Origin of the sequence: Streptomyces sp. NPDC093261, assembly GCF_044753645.1 — a bacterium.
In the GTDB taxonomy this organism is placed as follows: Bacteria; Actinomycetota; Actinomycetes; order Streptomycetales; family Streptomycetaceae; genus Streptomyces.
This window is the reverse complement of sequence record NZ_JBIVNO010000015.1, coordinates 148,589-171,963: the sequence shown is the minus strand read 5'-3', so window position 1 is coordinate 171,963 and position 23,375 is coordinate 148,589. Positions and strand designations below refer to the sequence as shown.

The window sequence follows — 23,375 nt, the reverse complement described above, 5'->3', positions numbered from 1 at the left end:
GGGACACCGACACGATGGACGGTTCGAGCTACTACATACCCGCCACCGCGCTGGCGGTCGCCTTCGCCTTCAAGGCACCCGCCCTGGTGCGCTCCTGGCGCGACCCGCTGCTGCGGTCCGTGTGCGCGCTGCTCGCGCTGGCGGGGGCGGTGTTCTTCTTCGCCGCGCCGCCGACCATCGTGAAGGTCAACGGCCTCGCCGGCATCACCAATGTCTCCGCCCCGCTGGTGTACGCCCTGCTGAGCGCGTTCAGCGCGGCCTGCCTGGTGCTCGTCGTCAACTGGCGGGGCGGGCCGCCCGCCGTCACCCGCGTCCTGACCCGGCGGATCACCGCGGGATACGGCGTGGTGATCGTCGCCCTGGTCGCGCTGTTCGCCCTGGGCGACGCGCCGGTGGAGCGGCTTCGGGACTTCGACACCTACTACGCCCGCACCCCGTTCATCCGCGAGATGATCGTGCTCTATCTGGTGGCGATGACCGTGGCGGGCCTCGCGATGACCGTGCTGTGCTGGCGGTGGGCTCTCCAGGTCCACGGCTGGCTCCGGGGCGGGCTGCTGATCATCGTGACCGGCTACATGTTCGACATGGCCTATCTGGCGGCCAAGTTCACGGCCGTGATCGCCCGCTGGAGCGGCGGGAACCTCGACGACCTGAGCACCTATGCCGCGCCCGCGCTCGCCTCCGTCGGCGGCCAGATCAGCGCCGTGGGCTTCTGTCTGCCGCTCGCCTGCCGGCGCGTCGGGGACCAGTGGAGCACCTGGTCGACCTACCGCCGGCTGGGACCGCTGTGGCGCGAGCTGAGGCCGGTGTGCGCCCATACCGGCCGCGAAGGGCGTATCTCCTGGTGGTCGGCTGCGGAACTCCAGGTCACCCAGCGGGAGTCCGACATCCATGACGGCATGCTGAACCTGTTCCCGTACTTCGACCCGGACCTCCGCGCACACGCCTACGACGCTGCCGTCGCGGCGGGTTCCGACCCGGCCCAGGCCCGGGCGGAGGCCGACGCGGCGATGGTCACGGCGGCGGTACGGGCCAGGGCGGGAGACCCGGAGGGACGGGTCATCAGCGCGGCGGAGGCCACCACCGGGCCCCACGACGCCCCGCGTGATCTGGTGCGCATGTCCCTGGCGCTGCGCAGCTCGCCCGTCGTCGCGGCCGTCCGGGGCACGGCCGGAATGCGGCTTTCATGACCGGCCCGCCGACGGGCCGAGAACGCATCAGCCGTGCCCGGATCCTGACCGGGCCCGCTCTCCGCGGAGAGCGCGCATCACGCCGACCGCAGGCGCATGGGGGTGCCACGTGAAGACGTATCTGGATCTGCACCGCGAGTTCTCCGCCGGTATCGAGGCGGAGCTCGAGGCCGCTCTCGCCCGGACGGGCGGTTCCGCGCCCGCCGTCCGCGACGCCGTCGGCCGGCTGCTGCGGCACCAGCCGATGAAATACCCGCTGGCCGTGCTGCCGCTGCTGGTGCACGGAGCGGAGACCGGTGCCCCCGCACCGGCCCTGCCGCTGTCCGCCGTGCACATCCTGTGGTGGACGTCCGCCTGCTACCTCGACGACCTGGCCGACGGACAGGGCGCCACCCTTCCCGCCGGCCTCGGCCTGCACGAGGCGCTGCTGGCGGCCATCGTCGCCGGGCACCTGCTCCCGCTTGAGGTCCTGGAGTCGCCCGGGGTCCCGGCCGCCGCCCGGCCCGCGTTGACGGCCGAACTGGTGGCGTGCGGGACCACGGCCGCCGAAGGACAGATGGAGGACATCCGCAAGAACACCGGCGAGGCGAGCCGGAGCACGGTCCTCGCGGCCTACCGCGGCAAGTCCGGCGCACCCTTCTCCATGATCACGGCGATGGCCTCGATCCTGTCCGGGGCGAAGGACGAACGCACGGCCCGCTGGCGGGAGTTCGGGGATGTCTTCGGCATTCTGTGGCAGATCTTCAACGACTACGAGGACCTCGCCTCGGGCCGCCACGAGGACCTGCGGAACGGCACGGTGACCTACGCCCTGGCCTGCGCCCTGGAGGAGGCGTCTCCCGGCGAGCGGCGGCGGATCCTGGACCTGCACGCCGGCGCCCGTACGTCCGCCGGGGCCCGGTCGGATCTCGCCGGTCTCCTTCTCGGCCCGTCGGTCCTGGCCTACTGCGAGAAGGACCTCGGGGAGTTCCGCGACACGGCGTACCGCCTCCTGGACGAACTGGGCGGCGACGAGGCCCATGTGTCCGTCCTGCGCGGGCTCGTGGACCAGACGTCCCGACTGCGCCCTTGACCGGGCGGATGCCGGCCCGGCGGACGTCCGGCCCGCGCGGGTACGGCCACGCCGATGGCCCCGCGGTATACCGACGGTTCAGGTCGCGGCCTGTCGGCGGTGGACCCTGTGGCGCCTGCGGATGTCCTTGACGACGCGGGTCCGCAGGGCGCGGGAGAGCCGGGCCAGGTCACCCGTCGTGGGCGGCGGGCCGGGCGCGCCGGTGGGCTCCTGGCCGGCCGGGGGTTCGTCGCCGACGGCGCTGTACGTGTCGACGGCGGCGGCGATCATCGCCGCCTCCGCGATGATGTCGGCGGTCTGCGCGCCCGAGCCCCGTGCGCGGGCGGCGGCGTGCGCCTCGTTCCATATCCGGTGGTCGAAGTAGCCCCGGCACGCCACGATGCGGTCGGAGATATAGGTCTGACGCTGCGTCAGCCGTAATCGGAACTCGAGTGTCCACCAGGGCAGGGGCAGCAGGGTGAGGCCGGGGGCGCCGGGGACCTCGCTCAGGGTCCGGGCGAGCGGGCCGAGCTGCCAGTAGCGGACGGCGTCCTCGCTGCGGCGTCCGACGAGCGGGAGGATGAAGCCGACGGCGACGAGGAGGGCGCTGGGCTGGCCCATGCTGGGCGCGACACCGGTCGCCAGGACGTCCCAGTCGTGCCCCGTCCAGCGGGCGCCGATCGCCACGAGTTTGGCCCCGTCGTAGCCGACGTAGTGCATCAGATAGCCCAGGGCGAGGGCGCGCAGGCCGATTCGCATGGTGCCGTGCACATCGCGCGACCAGCGCCAGCACAGACGGCTGCAGATATAGGACGCCAGTCCGTGGGCGAGGAGGTACAGCAGGATCATCTCGCGGATGTAGGGCGTGCCGGAGTAGTACACATCGAAGTCGGTGCGTCGTTCCACGGGGGCGTCGCCCAGTGCGTACAGGGTGATGATCAGTACCCAGACGAGCAGATACAGCGCGATGATCCACTGGGACAGGCGCCGGGTGTGGCCCTTGTCGGAGCCGCCGCGCCAGCTCAGGACGAGCACGACCGAGGCCGCGGAGAAACCCGTGAGCGCGCAGTAGACCAGCGGGGCGGAGAAGTTGGACACCCCGGTGGTCCGGTTGACCAGGATGATCGTCCGGGGCGCGGAGGTGAACAGGACCCCGGATCCGACCAGGAGCAGGGCGCAGATCGAGGACAGCAGCCAGTCCCGGCCACGGGCGCGGATCAGGGCGGGTAACTTGAGCAGGCAGGCCAGGAGCAGCAGCCCGCCGGCGACGTAGAAGCCGAGGCTGGCCTTCATGGTGTGGCGACCCCGGGGAACGTGGTGGGGCGGGGCGCCGCCTGGGTGCGAGAGGTCATGTCCGTCGGCTCTCCGGCCTGCCGCCGTCCCGCGGCGTGTCGGTGGCGATGAGGGTGTGGACGGCCTGGGAGACCCGGACGAGGTCGCCCAGGGTGCCGTCGAGCGCGGTGGGAACGTATCCGCCGGGCGAGGGATCGTCCGGTGTGCCGTCGAGCGCGGTGGGAACGTGCCCGCCGGGCGGGGGATCGTCCGGTGTGCCTGGCTGAGAGGCGGCGACCACCATTGCGGCGGCGGCGATGGCCTCGGCCTCCGGGGCGCTCGCCCCGGCCGAGATCGCCCTGCGGTAGGCGCGTTCGCGGACACGGGTGTCGAAACGGGGTTCCAGGCGGGTGATGCCGTCGCGGATCCCGGTCTCCCGCTGGGTGAGTCTGAGGTCGATGTCGCCCAGCGAACGCCAGGACAGCGGCACCCAGTACCGCTTGTCGGCGGGGTCGACCAGGAGTTCGAACAGCGGCCGGAGCCGCGCGTACGCGGTGACGCTCTCGATGCGCGGGGCGACCAGCGGCAGGGCGTAGCCGACGGTGACCAGGGCGGCCGCGACGGCGGCGACCCCGGGGGCGAGATCGGTGCTCAGGCTGTCCCAGTGCCGTCCCGTCCAACGGCCCGCCACGGCGGCCAGTTTGACCACCCCGAAGGCTCCGTTGAGCAGCCAGCCCAGCACGAGGACGCTGAGCCCCCAGCGGGTCCAGCCGGTCACCTTCCGGGACCAGCGCCAGCACAGCGTCGTCGTGGTGAACGCCGCGATCAGATGAGCCACCAGATACAGAGTGATCATCTCGGCGAGGCCGGGGGTGGTGGCGTAGTAGGTGTCCAGGTCGGTCCGGCGCTCCACGGGTGCGTTGCCCACCGCGAACAGCACCCACAGGGCGACGATGACGAGGGCGTAGGCGGTCATCCACCTGCGGGCCACCCGGCGTACGTGCCCCGGCTCGCCGCCGCGCCAGTGGACGATCACGACGAGGCAGGCGGCGCTGAAGGCGGTCACCACGGTGTAGACCAGCGGTGCGGCGATGTTCGGGATCCCCGTCAGGTGGTTGACGGCGGCGACGCTGGCGGGAGCGGACAGGGTGAAGGAGACCCCGGCGGCGAGCACGACGGCGCACAGCGACACCAGCGCGGGGTCGCGCCGGCTCTGCAGCAGCCTCGGAATCCTGATGGCGAGGCCGCTCCACAGGAGCAGGGCCGTCAGGTAGTAGATCCGACCGTCCACGACTTCAGACCCAGAGACCTCTGCCCAGCGAGTCCTCGATGCGCCCGGCCACCTGGCCCAGGTCGGCGCGCCAATGAGTCCTGCGGAAGGTGCGCAGATCGGTGCCCAGCCGCAGACCGAACATCTCGGCCTCCGCCTCGTGCCGGTCGTCGAAGCGGGTGCGGGCGGCGATGCCGAGCTGGGGCGCGCCGAGCCCGCCGAGTCGTGCGTCCCGGGAGGCGAGGAGCCGGCGGACGACGTCGTCGACGGCGCCGGCCTCGAAGCTGTGCGCCCGCGCGGCGGCCCGGCCCGCGGGGATGTGGGCTCCGCAGTGTCCCTCGAACATGTGCCAGATCTCATGACCCAAAATGACGTGCTCGTGCTCGCTGTTGGTCGTGTCGTCCCGGACGGCGACGATGTCCATGTCCTCGAGGTCGAGCCAGAGTCCGCTCGCCGTGCCGGGCGGAAAGGTGGTCCGCTTCAGCACCACCGGGCGGCCGCGCCGGCCGGTGAGGATGCCGCCGAGCGCCGCGAATATCTCGTCGTCGTCACCCGGCGCGGCCTGGGCGAGGCAGGTGAGCAGTTCGGCGCTGAGTTCTTTCATTCTCTTCTCGCGCCTGGTCTTCACGTCGTCACTCCCCGTTCTTCGACGTCGGTCTCCGAAGCCGCCCGGCGGTCGCCCGCGACAGGACGGTGACCGGTCCGCACGGTCCGTGGAACATCCAGGTCGCCACAGTAGCCACTTCTCCGTGGTCCTCACCCGACCTCTGGCACAGAGGCACAGGGACAAGGCCGTTCATGCCGGACAAACCCCTTTCTGTCCCCCCGTCAGCCTGCCGGGTCGGCCTGCCTCGTGCGCCTCCCGCGGCCCACGCGGAGGAGTTCGCGTGTTCGCGTCGGCGGACGCTTGACGGACATCGTGTCCGGCGCAACGCGCGAGGGCGGCAACTCCGCGCGTCCGGGCCGGGATCGGTGTCCGGCGGCCGCACCGGGCAGGCGGACCGGCCCACTTACGGGCACCCGCCCGCAGGTGGAGGGCGCGGTTTCGGCTCCGCTGAGCGGGCGAACCCGTGCCATCGGCCACGGGATTGTCAGTGGCGGGCGGCAAGCTGGGGGTGCGCCACCGCTGCGCGCGGCGCCCGGCCGCGTACGGGGGGGCGTGCACCGTGCATGTACCGCCACGCCCCCTGCCGGGCCGCGTGGCCGAACCGGGGAGAGCCGACCGATGCCGACCGCCGTACTGACCGACCGCCAACGCGCCGCCGTGCAGGCCTATCTGCGCCTCCTCCACACCGTACGAGCGGCGTTCGACGGGCCGCCGGATCCACGCCGACCACCAGTGGTCCCGACCGCCGCCCTGGCCGAGGCGGACCGGGCCCTGGCGGAGGCGGGGCTCACGGGCACCGAGGAGGAGTTCTTCCACCTGTGCGGGCAGTGGTGTCCGTGAGCGGGGTCGCGCGGGACCCGTCCACCACGGGGGCGTGCGGGCCGTCGAGGAGACCACGGGGCCGATTCCCGGGTCCGTGACCTCCTCCCGGCGAGAAGCCACCGCTCCCGTGCCCGGATCACACAGGCCGCCGCCACGGCGGTCCGCGCGGCGATGCCGCGCACGGCGCGCTTCTCCCCGCCGCGAAGATCGCCGGCGGAGGACGCCGCGTGGGCAGACCACGGGCCGCAGCCGCCGCGCGGCCCGGTTTGATCCGGCTCGCTCGCGGAACTTGTTCTGCGCCCCCTCGGGCAGACGGGCCGGTGACGGGCGTATCGCGCGCCCGGAGCCTGGCGGGCCCGTCCCCCGCGGGGCTGGTAACCGGGCGCGGGGGAGGGAAGGGTCGGCGATGACGACGGTCGGCGTGGAAGAGGAGTACCTGCTGATCGACCCGGTCACGGGTCGTCTGGCGGCACGGGGAGCGAAGGTGCGGGCCGCCGCCGGGCTGGCGCCCTTCGTCGCCGACAACGAGATCCAGGCGGAGCTGTTGCAGGCGCAGGTCGAGGTGGCCACGCCGGTGTGCGCCACGCTGGAGGAGGTCGGCGGGCATCTGCTGCGTCTGCGGCACGCCGTGGCGCAGGCGGCGCAGGCCTGTGGTTGCAGGATCATCGCCGGAGGGACGCCGCCGCCGGCGGAGGGGCTGCCTGTGCCCGTCACCGACAAGGCCCGCTACCGGGAGATGCAGCGGCAGGCCCCTCAGCTGGTGGCCGAGCAGATGGTCAACGGCATGCATGTGCATGTCGCCGTGCCCGACCGCCATATGGGCGTCGAGGTACTCAACCGCATCCGTCCGTGGCTGCCGACGCTGACGGCGATGTCCGCGAACTCCCCGCTGTGGGAGGGGCACGACACCGGGTTCGCCAGCTGGCGCACCATCGTCTTCGACCGCTGGCCGGTCAGCGGTGTGCCGCCGTACTTCGCCGACGAGGCGGACTACGACCGGCGTGTGGAACGACTGCTGTCGGCGGGCGTGATCAGCGACACCGGTCAGCTGTACTGGCAGGCCCGGCTGTCCGACAACTACCCCACGGTGGAGGTCCGCTGCCTGGACGTCCAGCTCCGCGCGGACGACGCCGTCATGTTCGCGGGCCTGATACGCGCCCTCGCCGACACCGCCATGCGCGAGGCCGCGGCAGGCCGCACGGCACCCGAGGGCGAGCCCGAGTTCGTACGCGCGACGATGTGGCAGGCCGCCCGCCACGGGCTGAGCGGGGAGCTGGTCGACCTCGGCGGCCGGCGCCGTCCTGCCGACGAGGTGGTGTACGGGCTGCTGGAGTACGTCGGCCCCGCGCTGGAGGCCTACGGGGACACCCGGGAGGTGACCGCGTTGGTCCACCGGCTGCTGGAGCGGGGCACGGGCGCGGAGCTCCAGCGCAGGACGCTGGCCGAAGGGGGCCTGGACGCCGTCATCCGCATGATCGTCGACGCAGCGGTCGCGCCCTAGCTCACGCGCCCCACTCGCGGTCCTCGGGAAGCGCCCCTCCCGGTCCTTGGGAAGCGCCCCACGCCCTGGTCCTTCGGAAGCGCCCCCTGCCCCGGTGCTTGGAAGCGCCCCGTGCCTGGCCCGCGCCCCGGTCCCTCAGCAGCGCTCCCCGCCCTGGGGGCGGGGTACGGCGATGGCCGTCGCGGCCAGCCCCCGCTCCGTCGTCCACCGGCCGTCGAAGATCTCGATGCGGTGGCCGTCGACCACCGGCCCCGGGACCAGCAGACGCGCCCGGAAGCGGCCGGGGGCGCCGGGCACGGCGCCCGGGTCGATCTCTATGTCGGCCTCCAGGAAGTCCAGCCACTCCCCGGTCAGGGGGAACCACGCCTTGTAGACCGACTCCTTGGCGCTGAACAGCAGCCGGTCCCAGTGGATGGACGGGTGGCTGTGGGCGAGGGCCTCCAGCCGTGTCTGCTCGGCGGGCAGCGCGACCGCCTCCAGGACCCCTTCCGGCAGCCGGTCGTGAGGTTCCGCGTCGATGCCGACCGAGACCAGCTCGCCGACGTGCACCAGCGCGGCGGCGCAGTAGTCCTCGCAGTGGGTCATGCTGCCGATCAGGCCGTCCGGCCAGCGGGGTGCGCCACGCTCACCGGGCACGATGGGCCCCGGCGGCACACCGAGCTTCTCCATGGCCTGCCGCGCACAGCCCCGCGCGGCCCGGAACTCACGCCGCCGCTTCTCGACGGCCCGCACCACGACGGCCTCTTCCTCCGGGTAGAGGAGGACGCCGTCGCCGAGCGCGTCACGTCCGCGTGCCTCCACGACCGCGACCGAACCCGGGAGCAGCTCCTCGATCACCTGCTGGGACCTCCATCGGCAGAATACGGCGCAGCCGTCCGGGGGGTGTCGCGCGCGGACGCCATTCCCGGGGATAGCCCACCGACACCTCTTCGAAGCGAACGCCGTCGTGGTGGGTGGTGCGCGGAATGTGCAGATGACCGTAGACCATGCAGGCGACCCGGAAACGGCGGTGCCAGTCGGCGGTCAGCCGGGTGCCGCACCACATGGCGAACTCGGGGTGGCGCAGGACCTCCGTGGGATGCCGGTCCAGGGGGTAGTGGTTCATCAGCACGGTGGGAAGATCGTCGGGGATCTTCTCGAGCCTGCGCTCGGTCTCGGCCACCCTGGCCCGGCACCACGCCTCGCGGCTCGGGTAGGGATCGGGGAGCAGCAGATACTCGTCGGTGCACACGATCCCGGTGCCGTGGGCGTACTCGAGCCCCTGCTCCTTGGTCGTGCAGCCCTGCGGCAGGAACGAGTAGTCGTAGAGCAGGAAGAGCGGCGCCACGGCCACCGGACCGCCCGGCCCCTCCCAGACCGGGTAGGGGTCCTCGGGTGTGGTCACGCCCAGCTCCCGGCACAGGGCGACCAGGTGTTCGTAGCGCTCGACGCCGCGCAGGGTGACGGTGTCCCTCTGGTGGGTCCACAGCTCGTGGTTGCCCGGCGCCCAGATCACCTTCCGGAAGCGGCCGGCCAGCAGTTCCAGGGCCCAGCGGATGTCGGCGACGGTCTCGGCCACGTCACCCGCGACGAGCAGCCAGTCCTCGTCCGACGCGGGCCGCATGTGCTCGACGAGGGCACGGTTCTCCGGATAGCCGATGTGCAGATCGCTGATGGCGAGCAGCTGTCCACGGCCGTCCGTCGACTCCACCCTCGCCCCTTTCGAGAACCGAATGGGAACACAAGACCACATCGGGCCGCCGAGGGACAAGGGCGACCCGCGCAGGGGGCCGATGCCTCCCGGGAAACGGCCGGAAACGGCCGGATTCCCTCTACCCACAGCCCGGCAAGCCGTCGTCACCCCCGCCCGGGGAGCCCGGAAATCACCCCTGCCGTCGAGCCGGGAGACGGGGGGGAATCCGTAACCCACGCGTAGCACCGGGAGGGTCCGGGAGGCCCTATGATCGCCCCAACACCTCCGCCACGGACGCCTTCACGCGTACGGCGGTTCGGTGTACCTCCCTCCCCCTTGGCCGGGCACGGCCTGCTCCGCCCTGCCCGCGCACCGTGAAAGGCGGCCTGCATGGTCTCTCGCGTACGCGTCTGGCTCAACCGCACGTACGCGGAGAACGTGTTCTTCATGGATCAGCTGCGGAGAAATCCCAGCGCCCGGGCCGTCGAGATCCATGCCACGCACGGCGATCCCGACTCCCCCGTCCTGGCCGCTGCGGACACCGCCGATCTGGAGCCGGAGGGCCTGTCCCCGGCCGCGTATGTGGAGTACGCCCTCGACCAGTGCGTGCGCCGCGGCATCGACGTGTTCGTGCCGCGGCTGCACCAGGAGGCGATCGTCGCGCACCGCGCCGAGTTCAAAGCGGCCGGTACGGCGCTGCTGGCGCCGCCCGCCGAGGCGGTCGCGGTCTTCCGGGACAAGGCGACGGCGTACCAGGCCGTGCAGTCGATCGGGATTCCGGTGCCGCCGTGGTGGCGGGTGACGACCGGGGACGAACTCCTCGCCGCGGTGGCGGAGTTGGAGGCGGGTGGCCACAAGGCTTGCTTCAAGCCGGCGGCGGGCGCGGGCGGGGTGGGCTTCCGGATCATCACGCGGGCCCCGTTCTCCATGACCCACCTGAGCGGTTTCCCGGGTCCGTATGTGCCGCTGGACCTGGTCGTCCGGGCGGTGCGCGAGGCCGAGGAGCCCGTCGACTGGCTGGTGATGCCGCGACTGGAGCAGCCGGAGGTGTCGGTCGACTGTCTGACCGGTTCCGACAACCTGGTCCGCATGGCGGTGGCCCGCACCAAGAACGGGCGCCGCCGGGGCTTCTCGCTGCACGAGCGGTGGCTGGAGCCGGCCAGGCGGCTGGCGGAGGGTTTCGGACTGCACTACCTGTCCAACATCCAGTTCCGGATGTACGGCGAGGAGCCGGTGCTCCTGGACGTCAACACACGTCCGGCGGGCGGACTGCACCAGCTGTCGCTGTGCGGGGTCAACGCCCCCTGGGCGGCCGTGCAGTTGGCGCTCGGGGAGGATCCGGGGCAGGTGGTGCCGCCGTTCCTGGGCACGGACTACACGGTGGTGTCGGGACCCCGGCCGGTCCGCTCGGCCTCGCTGCCGCAGCAGCGGATGGACGAGGCGGAGCAGCCACCCGTGCTGCCCGCCGTGCCGGTCGGCCCGGTCGAGGTCGGCAGGGCACAGGCCCTGCCCCTGTAGCCGTTCCGACCGCCACCCCACCGGTCTGGACCAATCCTCTCCCGAGCCCTTGACAGCGGGATTGGTCCATACCAACTTGGTGGGCGCACCCTTCTGCACTTCCCTGCCCTCCCGAACCCCCATCGTCTTCAGGGAGATCGCGTGCGCACACTCCTCAGACGTTCCAGACGTGCCGTCTTCGCTCTCATCGGTTCCGCCGCCCTGGCGCTGGGCGGGGCGGTCGCCCTCCCCGGGACCGCCCAGGCGGCCAACATCCTGTCCGACCCCGGCTTCGAGTCGGGCCTCTCGCCCTGGTCCTGCACCGGCAATCTCGGCTCGGTCGTCTCCAGCCCCGTCCACGGCGGCTCCAAGGCCCTGGCGGGCGCGGTGAGTTCGAGCGACAACGCGCAGTGCAGCCAGACCGTCTCGGTCCAGCCGAACACGACGTACACCCTCAGCGGCTGGGTCCGCGGCAGCTATGTGTACCTCGGAGTGAACGGCGGCGCCTCGACCTGGACCACGTCCCCGTCGGCGTACAGTCAGCTGTCCGTCTCCTTCACCACCGGCGCCTCGCAGACCAGCGCCACCATCTATGTGCACGGCTGGTACGCCCAGGGCACGTACTACGCCGACGACATCAGTCTGGACGGACCCGGTGGCGGCGGTGGCGGCTCCGACACCCAGGCACCGACCGCCCCCACCGGCCTGACCTCCACCGGGAAGACCTCCTCCAGCGTGTCGCTGCAGTGGAACGCCTCGACGGACAACGTCGGTGTGACCGCGTACGACATCTACCGCGGCTCCAGCCAGGTGCTGAGCGTCTCCGGCACGTCCGCGACGGTCGGCGGGCTGTCGCCCAGCACGGGCTACACCTTCACCGTGAAGGCGCGGGACGCGGCCGGGAACACCTCCGGGGCCTCCAACTCCGTGACGGTCACCACCGACACGGGCAGCGGCGGCGGCACCGGCTTCAAGCAGGCGGCGCCGTATCTCTACGAGGGCTGGGGCGACCCGCCGAACCCGAGCACGGTGATGAGCGCGACCGGCATCAAGTGGTTCACGATGGCGTTCGTGCTCGACTCGGGCGGCTGCACCCCCGCCTGGGACGGCAGCCGCCCGCTGACCGGCGGCGCCGACCAGAGCGCCATCAACCAGATCCGCTCCGCGGGCGGTGACATCGTCCCGTCCTTCGGTGGCTGGCAGGGCAGCAAGCTCGGCGCCAACTGCTCCTCCGCGAGCGCGCTCGCCGGAGCCCTGCAGAAGGTGATCGACGCCTACTCCCTGAAGGCGATCGACATGGACATCGAGAACTCGGACGAGTTCGAGAACGAGGCCGTGCAGGCGAGGATCCTGACCGCCCTGAAGACGGTCAAGGCCAACAACCCCGGCCTGAAGACCATCGTCACCTTCGGCACCTCGACGACCGGCCCGACCTACTACGGCAACCGGCTGATCGAGCAGGCCCAGTCGCTCGGCGCGAACATCGACGTCTTCACCATCATGCCGTTCGACTTCGGCGGCGGCTCGGACATGTACGGCAACACGGTGAACGCGGCCGAGGGCCTGAAGGCCAAGCTGAAGTCGACCTTCGGCTGGGACGACGCGACGGCCTACGCGCACATCGGCATCTCCGGCATGAACGGCCTGTCCGACCAGCAGGAGAACACCACCCCGGCCATCTGGACCCAGATCCGCGACTGGGCGAACTCCCACCACATCGCCCGGCTCGCCTTCTGGGCGGTCAACCGGGACCGGCCGTGCGCGGGCGGCGGCGTGGTGAGCAACTGCTCCGGGATCAGCCAGAACAACTGGCAGTTCACCTCCATCACCGCCGGGTTCACCGGCTGAGCACACGGGGTGGGGGGTGACCGGAGAGCCGGGCACCCCCACCCTTTCCCGGAAGCGGCCCGAGCCCCCATACAGCTCCGGTTCGCCGTCCGGCCGAGGCCGAGGTGCCGCACCTCCTCGTCCAGGACGGCGATGTCGGCGCGCCGGAGGGTGGAGAGCGGCTGGTCGCCCGTCGTGAGCACATCGCCGCGCGCGGCCGGGCCCGCGAAGTCGTCGGCGAGGGTGCCCGGGTGGGAGGCCGGCGGGTCTTCTGACGGGATTACCTGAGGTATCCGAGGCCGGGGTGGACGGCGGTGTAGCCGTCGACGAGCCGCCGGGCGACATTGACGGAGTCGACGAGCGGGTGCAGTGCGAACGCCTTCACCGCCGTCGCGCGGGAGCCGGACTCGGCCGCGGACAGCACCTCGCGCTCGACCGCCTTGACCGAACAGACCAAGCCGGTGGCGTGCCCCGGCAGCGGGTCGGCCGTCAGGGGGTGTGCGCCGTTGGCGTCCACCAGGCAGGGGACCTCGACGACCGCCTCGGAGTCCAGCACGGACAGCGTGCCCTGGTTGCGCACATTGAGGATCAGGGTGGTGCGCTCGTCGCGGGCGATGCCCCGCATCAGGGCGAGGGCCACCTTCTCGTAGCCGCCGGAGAGGTCGTCCGCGTCGCGTTCACCCGCGCCCGCCGTCTCCCGGTTCTCGGCCATGTAGGTCGCCTCGCGCTCGGCCCGGGTGCGGTCCCAGGTCGAAAGGGCCGCGGCGTCCGGGCGCCTCATCTCCTCGTAGAAGCGGGCCTGCTGGTCGCGCAGGAAGGCGCCGCGGGTCTTCTCGGCCTCGCGGTACGCGCGGACGGCCTCGCGGTTGAAGTAGTAGTAGTGCAGATACTCGTTCGGGATCGCGCCCAGGGACCGCAGCCAGTCGGCGCCGAACAGCTTGCCCTCCTCGAACGAGCCGAGCAGTCCGGGGTCGGCGAGCAGCCGCGGCAGTTCGTCGCGGCCCGCGACGCGCAGGCCGCGCACCCAGCCGAGATGGTTGAGGCCTACGTAATCGACAAAGGCCTCGTGGGGGTTCGGGACGCCGAGCACACGGGCGATACGGCGGCCGAGCCCGACCGGCGAGTCACAGATCCCGATGACGCGGTCGCCGAGGTGGTGGGACATGGCCTCGGTGACCAGTCCCGCCGGGTTGGTGAAGTTGACGACCCAGGCGTCGGGGGCGAGGCGGGCCACCCGGCGCGCGATGTCGACGGCGACGGGCACGGTCCGCAGACCGTAGGCGATGCCGCCCGCGCCGACCGTCTCCTGGCCGAGGACGCCCTCCGCGAGCGCCACCCGCTCGTCGTTCGCACGTCCCTCCAGGCCGCCGACGCGGATCGCGGAGAAGACGAAGTCGGCGCCGCGCAGCGCCTCGTCGAGGTCGGTCGTGGCCGTCACCTCGGGCGCGTCCGGGGCGTCCGCGGCCTGTTCGGCCAGCACCCGGGCCACGGCGGACAGCCGGCCGGGGTCGAGGTCGTGCAGCACCACACGGGTGACCCGGCCCTCGGCGCGGTCCCCAAGGAGCGCCCCGTACACCAGCGGCACCCGGAATCCGCCGCCGCCCAGAATCGTCAGCCTCACGTCTCCGCCCTCCCTGCCACGACCACCTCGACGCCCGCCTCCTCGAGGGAGGACCGGGTCGCCGGGTCGACCGGCGCGTTCGTCACCACCACGTCCAGGTCCCCGGGCCCGCAGACCTTCGCCATGCCCGTCCCCGGGAACTTCGCCGAGTCGGCGAGCAGGACGACCTTGTCGGCGGCCTTGATCATGGCCCGCTTGACCGGCACCTCGACGACCGTCGTGTCCATCACCTGCCCGCCCGGCCGCACTCCGCTGGTGCCGAGGAAGAGCCAGTCGGCGTGGAGCCGGCGCAGGTGGTCCTCGGTGAGGAAGCCGACCAGGAAACGGTGCTCACGGCGCACCATGCCGCGGAGCAGCACCAGTTCGATGCCTTCGTCGTCGGCCAGTTCCTCGTACACGACCAGGTTGCCGGTGATCACGGTGAGCCGGCGTCCGTGCAGCCGCCGGGCCGGCCGGTAGGCGGTGGTGCCGACGTCCAGCAGCACCGACCGGCCGTCCGCGATCATCGCGGCCGCCCGCGCCGCTATGGCGTCCTTCTCGGGCACGCGCAACTCGGCGACCTCGGCGGAGGGCTGGTCGCCCTCGTCGGCGACGGCACCGCCACGCACCCGCGTGAGCAGGCCGTCCTCCTCCAGTTTGGCCAGGTCGCGTCGGATCGTGGCGGGGCTCACTCCCAGTGGCCCGGAAAGATGGGTCACGGCCGCGGGGCCACCGGAGCGCAGGGCTCGCGGGATGAGGTGATGTCGTCGTTCCGCCAGCACGCCATGAACATTACTCGTCACCTTCGATCACTCCTATGCGCAGTTCTGCACGACTGTTGACCACTCTCGAAGAGCAGCGCACGATTCCGTGCACCGAATGTGAACAGTCCTGACGAGGGACCGCTCTGACGAGAGGACGTGCGGGTGGACGACGACCGGCCGGAAGTGCCGCTGACCCCGCTGTCGCGCACGCCCCGTCCGGGGAACAGACCAAACCGCTGATCCGCCGCGCATACGGGGCACGCCCTGGGGCGACGAGACGGCACGGGAGAAGTGGTGGCACGTGGCTGCGGTCAACGACGGCCGGCAGACCACGCTGTATGTCGAGGGCTGCCCGGTGGCCCGCAACCCGAAGGCCGCCGCCATAGGCCTGAGCACGGTGGGACTGCCCTGGCTCCTGGGCGGCTACGAGTACGCGGGAAAGATCGACCAGATCCTGCACGGCCGGCTCGGCGATGTCCGGATCGTCGCCCGCGCGCTGCCCGTCACCTCCTTCATGAACCACTGAGCAGGAGGGCCCATGACGGAGCAGCAACTGCCCGGCTGGGCCGACCCGGCCGCCGGCGCCGCGGACACCGCGCGCGACGGCGTGCGTCCGGTCACCCCGGCAACGCGGCCAGCAGGCGGCGGTCCCGGGGCGCCGGTTTCCGGTCGAGGCGCTCGTCCAGCAGGCGGCGGGCGGCCTCGCAGCGGCCCGCCGACACCAGCGCGTACAGCAGCGTCTCCTCGACGACCTCGCGCTGGGCCGCGCTGCCACCGACCCTGCGCACCGCCGGCAGCAGAGCGGCGAGGCCGCGGGCCGCCTCGTGGAAGCGTTCCTCGACGAGCGCGGCCAGCGCCTCGCACAGCGGGACGACGACCTCCCGCTGCACCGCGTCGGCGCCCGCCGCGTGGTCGCGCAACCGGCGAAGGGCCGCCACATCGCCCGCGGCGGCGAGGGCGACGGCCGCGTGCAGGGCGGTGAACGCGGTCGCGGGCCGCTCCACGATGTCCCGGGCGACCGAGTCGAGCACCTCGGCGGCGGGCACCTCGCCCGGCCAGCTGTCGCTGAGCCGCGCCCGCCACAGCAGCGATCCCGAGTCGACGAGCGCCCGCACCCCGGACACCCGCCCCGGCGCGAGCTGCGCCAGCCAGCGCCTGCGGACGGCGGCCGGGTCGTCCAGCGCCAGTTCGTGCAGCGCGATGTGCCAGGAGAAGTGCGCGCGGTGCACCGCGCCGCGCCCACGCCCCGACACCCATCCGTCGAGCCAGTCACGGCCCGCCTCATGGGCGCCGCACTCGTAGTGGACATGGGCGAGCGCGTGTACGGCGTGCCCGGAGGCGGGCTCGGCGGCCAGGGCCCGGTGGGCGAGTTCGCCCGCCTCGTGGAAGCGGCCCTGCCCCTGGCGCAGAAAGGCCAGGAGGGAGGTGTGGAACCAGTGGCCGTCGTAGGCGGGTGAGGTGCGCTCCACCAGCCGCAGCGCATAGGTGTCATCGAGATCGCGGACCCCGGAGAAGGCGATGGTGGGTACCGCGGTGGCCAGCGCGAGCGCGTCGCCCGGGTGGGCGTCGAGGTGGCCGAGCAGCGCGGCACCGTCCGGGTCGGTGCCGTGGACGCGGCGGGTGACGACCTCCACGAACGAGCGCTCCCGCTCATCGGCCCGCTCCCGCGCGCACCGCTGCGCCTCCGCGAGTTCCCGGGGCACATCGACGCGCGCGCCGCTCTCATGGCCGAGCAACGCGAGCGCGGCATGTCCGAGGGCGAACCCGGGATCGAGGGCGACGGCCCGCCGGAACGCCTGCTCGGCACCGGATCTGACCTTGAGCACCCGGTCGAGCCCGGCGCGGTGGGCGGCGGCCGCCTCGGAGTGCGTGGACAGGGCGAGTCCCAGGGCGTCGACGGGGCGCCGCCGGCTCCCGCGCACCGGCGGGGCGAGCGGGGCCAGCAGCTCCCGCGCCAGCGCCGCCGCCTGCTCCCGGATCTCGGGGACGGCGGTGGTCTCCCACAGTTCGCCGCGGCGCGGGGCACCGAGCGTGAACAGCGCGCGGTCCGCCCGGCCGGCGGCGTCGAGGAGCCGGCCCTCCCGGGTGGCGACACCCATGCCGAGAGGCCCGGGCACGGCGGCGCCGGCGTCGACGAGCGAACGCCACAGGGGGTCGTCGAGGTGGTGGCCGGGGCCCGTGCAGTCGATGACCCAACCCACCCGGAGCGAACGGCCGTCGGCGAGGTCAACGCTCACCGTGCCGTCCGGTCCGGTACGGGCGGCGGCGATCCGGCCGGCGCGCACGCTCAGCCGCCGCGCGGCCCGCATCCGGTCCAGCGCCTCCGCCGTGGCGGGCGCCATGCGGTGCCGGTGGGTGTTCCACAGCGCTCCGTCCCGCCGGAGGAACTCGGCCCGTTCGCCGGGGGTCAGGCTCCGCCACAACTCCGCCGTGCACACGCGCAGGCCGTCGAGCGCGGGGCGCCAGTCGCCGTGGTGCCGGACCGCCCGGCCGATGTGCCGGAACACCGCCCGCCGCAGCCGGTCCAAGGGCGCCCCGGCCAGCCCCTGGGGCGGGGGAATGGACGGTTGCGGGCTCAGGGCGTGCGGCTGCGGCAGCAGCCCGTTGCGGGAGACGGCGTGGAGCACCCGGCCCGGGCGGTCCAGGGTCAGGGCCAGGTCGACGGCGGTGAGCCCGGTGCCGACCAGCAGCACGTCGGCGGTGTCGGAGAGCGGCCCCACGAGCGCACCCGGCGCCCAGGGCTCGGCGACGAAGCGCGGTGACGTCCGCAGCCCGGGCGGGGCCCAGGCGCCGTTCCCGGCGGCGGGCCCGGTGGCGAGCACCGCGCTGTCGGCCGTCAGGCACCCACCGTCCGCGAGCCGGAGCTCCAGCCGCCCGCCGGCGGTGTCCGCGCAGCCCTCCGCACGCGACCGCACCCGCCGCACCCGTACCACCCCATGGGCGCGGACGACGGCCTGGCCGAGGGTGTCGGCGAGGTAGGCGCCGTAGCGGTACCGGGTGACGAAGTCGGCGTCGTTGACGGCCGGTTCGCCATGGCGGCACAGCCAGCGGGTGAGGTGGCCGGGGTCGTCCGGGTAGCAACTCATGCCGCCCGCAGGCACATTGAGCCGGTGCCGGGGGTCTGCGGTGGCGTAGGCGACACCCCGCCCGGCCTCCGGCGCCGGATCGATGAGCACCAGGTCGAGGGGCGTACGGCGGCGCGTCGCCGTCTCACAGACCTGGAGGGCGGTCAGCGCACCGGCCGCACCCGCTCCGACGATGGCCACGGTGTGCCGCGCACCGGCTGGGATCACGTGTACCTCCGGCGATGGTCGGGTCCGGGGCCGCCCGGCGGGTGTCCGTTCCCTTTGTCCGTTCCTACTCTCTCCCCCTCCAACCGCCCCTGAGCAACCGTGGTTTCAGGCCGACTCCCGAACCGTGTTCGCAGGAATCTCCCGCAACGCCCCTTGGATTCAAGGGGTCAATGCACGCGACGGCCGCGGGATGAGCCGGACACGGGCGGCATCCCGGGCGGGACGACAGGGAGCGCGCCGCAGCGGCGGACGGCGCGGCCTCGCTTCGGCGCCTGAACTCCCGTACCGCGCGGAGACTTTCTCGGCTTTACCTCTTGACGGCCGAAGTGACCGAGAGCACATTGGCGGCGCGGCGCGTGAGAGCGCTCTCAAAACCACTCCGCACCTCGCCCCCGGCTCTCACGCGCCCCCGCACACCCCCACTCCGTACGAATGAGGCAGCCCATGAAGGACACTTCCGGCATACCCGCGAGACGCCGGCCCCTGCGCCGCGCCCTCGTCGCCGTGCTCGGCACGATGGGGCTGGCCGTGGCCGCCGCCACGGCCGCCACCCTGCCCGCGAACGCCTCCGCCCCCACTCCCCCGTCCGGCTGGACCCAGGTCTTCCTCGACGACTTCAACGGCGCGGCCGGCTCCGGCGTGAACACGGCCGACTGGCAGTACGACACCGGGACCTCGTACCCGGGCGGCGCCGCGAACTGGGGCACCGGCGAGGTCGAGACCATGACCTCCGCCACCAGCAACGTCTCGCTCGACGGCAACGGCAATCTGCTCATCACCCCGCGTCGCGACGCCGCGGGCAACTGGACCTCGGGCCGGATCGAGACCAACCGCACCGACTTCCAGCCCCCGGCCGGCGGCAAGCTGCGGGTCCAGGCCCGGATCCAGATGCCCAATGCGACCGGCGCCGCCGCCAAGGGCTACTGGCCCGCCTTCTGGATGCTGGGCGCGCCGTACCGGGGGAACTACCAGAACTGGCCGGGCGTCGGCGAGCTGGACGTCATGGAGAACGTCCAGGGGCTCAACACCGACTGGGCGACGATGCACTGCGGCACCAACCCGGGCGGCCCGTGCAACGAGACGTCCGGCATCGGCAACTCCACCTCCTGCGGCGGCACGACATGTCAGGCCGGCTTCCACACCTACGCCATGGAGTGGGACCGTTCGACCAGCCCCGAGGAGATCCGCTTCTACCTCGACGGCGTCAACTTCCACACCGTGCGGGCGAACCAGGTCGACGCGGCGACCTGGGCCAACGCCACCAGCCACGGCTTCTTCATCATCCTGAACGTGGCGATGGGCGGCGGCTTCCCGGCCGCGTTCGGCGGCGGCCCGGACGGCGGCACCGAGCCAGGCCACCCGATGGTGGTCGACTATGTGCAGGTGCTGCAGTCCTCGGGCGGTGGGAGCGGTACCACACCGCCGCCGTCCGGAAACCGGGACGCCTACGGGGCCATCCAGGCCGAGTCGTACGACAGCCAGTCCGGAGTGATCCCCGAGACCACCACGGACACCGGCGGCGGCCAGGACATAGGCTATCTGGCGAACGGCGACTGGGCCCTCTACAAGGGCGTGAACTTCGGCTCCACGGCGGCCACGCAGTTCTACGGGCGGGTCGCGAGCGGCGCGGCGGGCGGAGTGAGCGGGCTGGTCGAAGTGCGCCTCGACAGCCGTACGAACGCACCGATCGGCAGCTTCGCGGTGGCCGGCACGGGCGGCTGGCAGAGCTGGCGGACCGTACCGGCGAACATCGGGTCGGTCACCGGCACGCATGACGTCTATCTCACCTTCACCAGCGGCCAGCCGAGCGACTTCGTGAACGTGAACTGGTTCGACTTCGGCCACTGAGAACGTCGGCCACCGGCGGGGGCGGGCCCAATCGGCCCGCCCCGTGTCATCTCAACTCCGCCCGGAACGCCGCCGGTGTCGTGTCCGTGCGCTGGTGGAAGAACTTGGAGAAGTTCGCCGGGTCGGGGAAGCCGACGGCGGCGCCCACGCGGCCGATCGGCAGATCCGTGTGCGCGAGCAGGCGCTTGGCCTCCAGGACCACCCGCTTGTCGATGAAGGCCTTGGGCGTCTGGCCGGTGGCGGCGCGGACTGCGCGTACCAGAGTGCGGCGGGAGCAGCCGAGGGCGTCGGCGTAGGCGCTGACGCTGTGGTTCGTGGCGAAGCCCCGCTCGACGGCGTCCCGGAACCGGGTGAAGGTGGTGTCGGCCTGATCGCGCGCCGCCTCGGCGGAGCCGGCCGCGAGGTGCCCGAGGCGGAGCAGGAACGCGGTCAGGGAGTGCCGCAGCACCGCCGTGTGCAGACTCAGCGGCAGGGTGGCGGTGTCCTCGTACTCGCGTTGCAACTGCTCCAGGGACGCGCGCAGCCCGGCCAGCTCCGCGGGGCCGGGGTGCAGCAGCGGCGGCAGATCGTAGCGGTACAGGCCCGTGGCCTCCACGGTGGCGCGCGGCAGAAAACCGGGCTGCATGGTCAGCACGGTGCCGCGGTACTCGCTCGTCCGGGAGAAGCGGTGGATCTGGCCGGGGCGTATCCACAGAACGTCACCGGCGTTCGCCCGGTACTCGGCGAAGTCCACCATGTGCGATACGGGGCCGCCGTTGAAGAACATCACCACATGGAAGTCGATGCGGTGGACGCGGTGCAGTGGTGCGTCCTCGTGCCAGACGCGGCCGGGCTCCATCGGGCCCACCTGGATGCCGACGCCGCAGACGCTGAGGTCGACCGGAAACGGGTACGTCCTGATCCCGTCACCGTCTTGCGTACTTGTGTCCGCCATATTCGTTTCGTGCCGCCTCGGTCCCGCGTCGATGTCCCACTTTCACCGAAGGCTGACACAGGCACACCTTCCCCCGCAAAAGTCAGACTTTTAGGTTTGACGATGTTCCGCCAGAGATCATGCATCCAGTGAGGACTTCTTGAAGATGAGTGCGCAGAGCGCAGACGCATTCGAATGGACCGACCTCGACCGGCGAGCCGTCGACACGGCCCGTGTTCTCGCCGCTGACGCCGTACAGAAGGTCGGCAACGGCCACCCGGGCACCGCGATGAGCCTGGCGCCCGCCGCGTACACGATCTTTCAAAAGGTGATGAGGCACGACCCCGCGGACCCCGAGTGGACCGGCCGTGACCGCTTCGTCCTCTCCCCCGGTCACACCTCGCTGACCCTCTACACCCAGCTCTTCCTCGCCGGCTACGAGCTGGAACTGGACGACCTGAAGGCGTTCCGCACGCACGGTTCCAAGACGCCCGGTCACCCCGAGTACGGACACACGGCCGGTGTCGAGACCACCACGGGCCCCCTCGGCCAAGGCGTGGCCAACGCGGTGGGCATGGCGATGGCCGCCCGCTACGAGCGCGGACTGTTCGACCCCGACGCCCCCGAGGGCACCTCCCCCTTCGACCACACGATCTGGGCGATCGTCTCCGACGGCGACCTGGAGGAGGGCATCTCCGCCGAGGCGTCCTCGCTCGCCGGCCACCAAAGGCTCGGCAACCTGGTCTTCGTCTACGACGACAACCACATCTCCATCGAGGGCGACACCGCGACGGCCTTCTCCGAGGACGTGCTCAAGCGGTACGAGGCCTACGGCTGGCACGTACAGCGCATCGAGCCCGCGGAGAGCGGCGACATCGACGTCCACGCGCTGTACGCGGCGCTGAAGGCGGCGCAGGCCGAGACCGAGCGCCCCTCGATCATCGCGATGCGCACGATCATCGCCTGGCCCGCCCCGACCGCGCAGAACACCGAGGCGGCGCACGGCTCGGCGCTGGGCGACGACGAGGTCGCGGCCACCAAGCGCGTCCTCGGCTTCGACCCCGAGAAGACCTTCGAGGTGTCCGACGAGGTGCTCGACCACACCCGCCGGGCCCTCGACCGCGGTGCCGAGGCGCACGCCGCCTGGGACAAGCGGATCGCCGAGTGGCGCGAGGCCCAGCCGGAGCGCGCACAGCTGCTCGACCGCATCCTGGCGGGTCAGCTTCCCAAGGGCTGGGAGGACGCGCTGCCGGTGTTCGAGGAGGGCAAGGCGGTGGCCACCCGCGCCGCCTCCGGCAAGGCGCTCCAGTCGCTCGGCGCGGTCATCCCCGAGCTGTGGGGCGGCTCGGCGGACCTGGCGGGCTCCAACAACACCACCATCGACAAGAACAGCTCGTTCCTGCCCAGGGGCAACCCGCTGCCGGAGGCGAACCCGTACGGGCGCACCATCCACTTCGGCATCCGCGAGCACTCCATGGCCGCGGAGATGAACGGCATCGCCCTGCACGGCAACACGCGTGTCTACGGCGGCACTTTCCTCGTCTTCTCCGACTACATGCGCAACGCGGTGCGGCTGTCGGCGCTGATGCAGCTCCCCGTCACCTATGTGTGGACCCATGACTCCATCGGCCTGGGCGAGGACGGCCCGACCCACCAGCCGGTCGAGCATCTGGCCAGCCTGCGCGCCATCCCGGGCCTGAACCTCGTCCGCCCGGCCGACGCCAACGAGACCGCCATCGCCTGGGCCGAGATCCTCCGGCGGCACTCCACCGACCCGGCCCCGCACGGACTCGCGCTCACCCGGCAGGGGGTGCCGACATACGCCCCCAACCCCGATGCGGCCAAGGGCGGTTACATCCTGCGGGAGTCCTCCACCGGCACCCCCGACGTGATCCTCATCGCCACCGGTTCCGAGGTGCAGCTCGCCGTCGCCGCGCGCGAACAGCTCGAGGCCGAGGGCGTGGGCACCCGGGTGGTGTCGATGCCGTCCGTGGAGTGGTTCGAGGAGCAGTCCGCCGAGTACCGCGAGCACGTCCTTCCGCCGTCCGTGAAGGCGCGCGTGGCGGTCGAAGCGGGCATCGCCCTGACCTGGTACCGCTACGTCGGTGAGCGTGGACGCATCGTCTCCCTGGAGCACTTCGGTGCCTCCGCCGACGCCAAGACCCTGTTCGCCGCATTCGGCTTCACGGCCGAGAACGTGGCCGCCGCCGCGCGGGAATCCCTCGCCGCCGTCCGCGGTTGATCCGAT

Annotated in this window: 18 protein-coding genes and 1 pseudogene; 10 read left to right on the top strand and 9 right to left on the bottom strand. The window is 72.3% G+C overall.

Features of this window, described 5'->3' with window-relative positions; genetic code table 11:
- Positions 1 to 14: 14 nt before the first annotated feature.
- Positions 15 to 1,190 (top strand): MAB_1171c family putative transporter, encoded by a 1,176-nt coding sequence (locus ACIP94_RS27860; RefSeq protein WP_402431285.1) that lies wholly within the window; start codon positions 15 to 17, stop codon positions 1,188 to 1,190.
- Between the two features lie 109 nt (positions 1,191 to 1,299).
- Complete coding sequence (locus ACIP94_RS27855) at positions 1,300 to 2,262, top strand: polyprenyl synthetase family protein (protein ID WP_402431282.1); 963 nt, start codon at positions 1,300 to 1,302, stop codon at positions 2,260 to 2,262.
- A 78-nt stretch (positions 2,263 to 2,340) separates the two neighbouring features.
- Here the strand turns inward: ACIP94_RS27855 and ACIP94_RS27850 are convergent, their stop codons facing one another.
- The 3 genes from ACIP94_RS27850 to ACIP94_RS27840 are packed head-to-tail and all read right to left on the bottom strand — an operon-like array spanning position 2,341 to position 5,387.
- Complete coding sequence (locus tag ACIP94_RS27850; protein ID WP_402431279.1) at positions 2,341 to 3,534, bottom strand: DUF6545 domain-containing protein; 1,194 nt, start codon at positions 3,532 to 3,534, stop codon at positions 2,341 to 2,343.
- A gap of 55 nt (positions 3,535 to 3,589) precedes the next feature.
- On the bottom strand, positions 3,590 to 4,804 hold the full coding sequence (locus tag ACIP94_RS27845; RefSeq protein WP_402431276.1) for an MAB_1171c family putative transporter: 1,215 nt from the start codon (positions 4,802 to 4,804) through the stop codon (positions 3,590 to 3,592).
- Positions 4,805 to 4,808: 4 nt separating this feature from the next.
- Entirely contained in the window at positions 4,809 to 5,387 is a 579-nt protein-coding gene (locus tag ACIP94_RS27840; RefSeq protein WP_402431273.1) for a toxin-antitoxin system, toxin component, read from the bottom strand.
- A 621-nt stretch (positions 5,388 to 6,008) separates the two neighbouring features.
- Between ACIP94_RS27840 and ACIP94_RS27835 the strand changes: the two genes are divergently transcribed.
- Together ACIP94_RS27835 and ACIP94_RS27830 are read left to right on the top strand one after the other, a co-directional pair.
- Entirely contained in the window at positions 6,009 to 6,230 is a 222-nt protein-coding gene (locus ACIP94_RS27835) for a hypothetical protein (protein WP_402431270.1), read from the top strand.
- A 388-nt stretch (positions 6,231 to 6,618) separates the two neighbouring features.
- Positions 6,619 to 7,713 (top strand): glutamate--cysteine ligase, encoded by a 1,095-nt coding sequence (locus ACIP94_RS27830; RefSeq protein ID WP_402431267.1) that lies wholly within the window; start codon positions 6,619 to 6,621, stop codon positions 7,711 to 7,713.
- A gap of 135 nt (positions 7,714 to 7,848) precedes the next feature.
- Here ACIP94_RS27830 and ACIP94_RS27825 read toward each other — a convergent pair whose 3' ends face one another.
- Both ACIP94_RS27825 and ACIP94_RS27820 read right to left on the bottom strand, forming a co-directional pair.
- Positions 7,849 to 8,550 carry a 4'-phosphopantetheinyl transferase gene (locus ACIP94_RS27825; RefSeq protein WP_402431264.1) on the bottom strand — a complete coding sequence of 234 codons (702 nt, stop codon included), beginning with the start codon at positions 8,548 to 8,550 and terminating at the stop codon, positions 7,849 to 7,851.
- Positions 8,495 to 9,403, bottom strand: a complete 909-nt coding sequence (locus tag ACIP94_RS27820; RefSeq protein ID WP_402431261.1) for a metallophosphoesterase family protein — start codon at positions 9,401 to 9,403, stop codon at positions 8,495 to 8,497. Before ACIP94_RS27820 ends, ACIP94_RS27825 begins: the two co-directional genes overlap by 56 nt.
- Before the next feature lie 372 nt (positions 9,404 to 9,775).
- Here ACIP94_RS27820 and ACIP94_RS27815 point away from each other — a divergent pair, with 372 nt between their 5' ends.
- The 3 genes from ACIP94_RS27815 to ACIP94_RS27805 all read left to right on the top strand — a co-directional run bounded on the left by ACIP94_RS27815 (position 9,776) and on the right by ACIP94_RS27805 (position 12,984).
- A complete protein-coding gene (locus ACIP94_RS27815; RefSeq protein WP_402431258.1) occupies positions 9,776 to 10,903 on the top strand; it encodes an ATP-grasp domain-containing protein in 1,128 nt (375 codons plus the stop codon).
- 141 nt (positions 10,904 to 11,044) lie between these two features.
- On the top strand, positions 11,045 to 12,730 hold the full coding sequence (locus ACIP94_RS27810; protein ID WP_402431255.1) for a carbohydrate binding domain-containing protein: 1,686 nt from the start codon (positions 11,045 to 11,047) through the stop codon (positions 12,728 to 12,730).
- A 104-nt stretch (positions 12,731 to 12,834) separates the two neighbouring features.
- On the top strand, positions 12,835 to 12,984 hold the full coding sequence (locus ACIP94_RS27805) for a hypothetical protein (RefSeq protein WP_402431252.1): 150 nt from the start codon (positions 12,835 to 12,837) through the stop codon (positions 12,982 to 12,984).
- A gap of 5 nt (positions 12,985 to 12,989) precedes the next feature.
- Here ACIP94_RS27805 and ACIP94_RS27800 read toward each other — a convergent pair whose 3' ends face one another.
- The gene (locus tag ACIP94_RS27800; RefSeq protein WP_402431249.1) at positions 12,990 to 14,330 is read right to left on the bottom strand and encodes a 6-phospho-beta-glucosidase; all 1,341 of its coding nucleotides are present in this window, start codon (positions 14,328 to 14,330) and stop codon (positions 12,990 to 12,992) included.
- Positions 14,327 to 15,091, bottom strand: a complete 765-nt coding sequence (locus tag ACIP94_RS27795) for a DeoR/GlpR family DNA-binding transcription regulator (protein ID WP_402431382.1) — start codon at positions 15,089 to 15,091, stop codon at positions 14,327 to 14,329. The genes ACIP94_RS27800 and ACIP94_RS27795 overlap by 4 nt, the downstream gene beginning before the upstream one ends.
- Before the next feature lie 241 nt (positions 15,092 to 15,332).
- Here ACIP94_RS27795 and ACIP94_RS27790 point away from each other — a divergent pair.
- A pseudogene (locus ACIP94_RS27790) lies at positions 15,333 to 15,599 on the top strand (LamG-like jellyroll fold domain-containing protein); the annotation flags it as partial.
- 91 nt (positions 15,600 to 15,690) lie between these two features.
- On the opposite strand, the gene ACIP94_RS27785 reads toward ACIP94_RS27790, so the two are convergent.
- Entirely contained in the window at positions 15,691 to 18,366 is a 2,676-nt protein-coding gene (locus ACIP94_RS27785; protein ID WP_402431246.1) for an FAD/NAD(P)-binding protein, read from the bottom strand.
- Between the two features lie 444 nt (positions 18,367 to 18,810).
- Here ACIP94_RS27785 and ACIP94_RS27780 point away from each other — a divergent pair, with 444 nt between their 5' ends.
- Positions 18,811 to 20,214 carry a glycoside hydrolase family 16 protein gene (locus ACIP94_RS27780; RefSeq protein WP_402431243.1) on the top strand — a complete coding sequence of 468 codons (1,404 nt, stop codon included), beginning with the start codon at positions 18,811 to 18,813 and terminating at the stop codon, positions 20,212 to 20,214.
- Positions 20,215 to 20,260: 46 nt separating this feature from the next.
- Here ACIP94_RS27780 and ACIP94_RS27775 read toward each other — a convergent pair whose 3' ends face one another.
- Entirely contained in the window at positions 20,261 to 21,148 is an 888-nt protein-coding gene (locus ACIP94_RS27775) for a helix-turn-helix domain-containing protein (protein WP_402431240.1), read from the bottom strand.
- A gap of 145 nt (positions 21,149 to 21,293) precedes the next feature.
- Between ACIP94_RS27775 and tkt the strand changes: the two genes are divergently transcribed.
- On the top strand, positions 21,294 to 23,369 hold the full coding sequence (gene tkt, locus ACIP94_RS27770) for a transketolase (RefSeq protein ID WP_402431237.1): 2,076 nt from the start codon (positions 21,294 to 21,296) through the stop codon (positions 23,367 to 23,369).
- Positions 23,370 to 23,375: the final 6 nt, after the last annotated feature.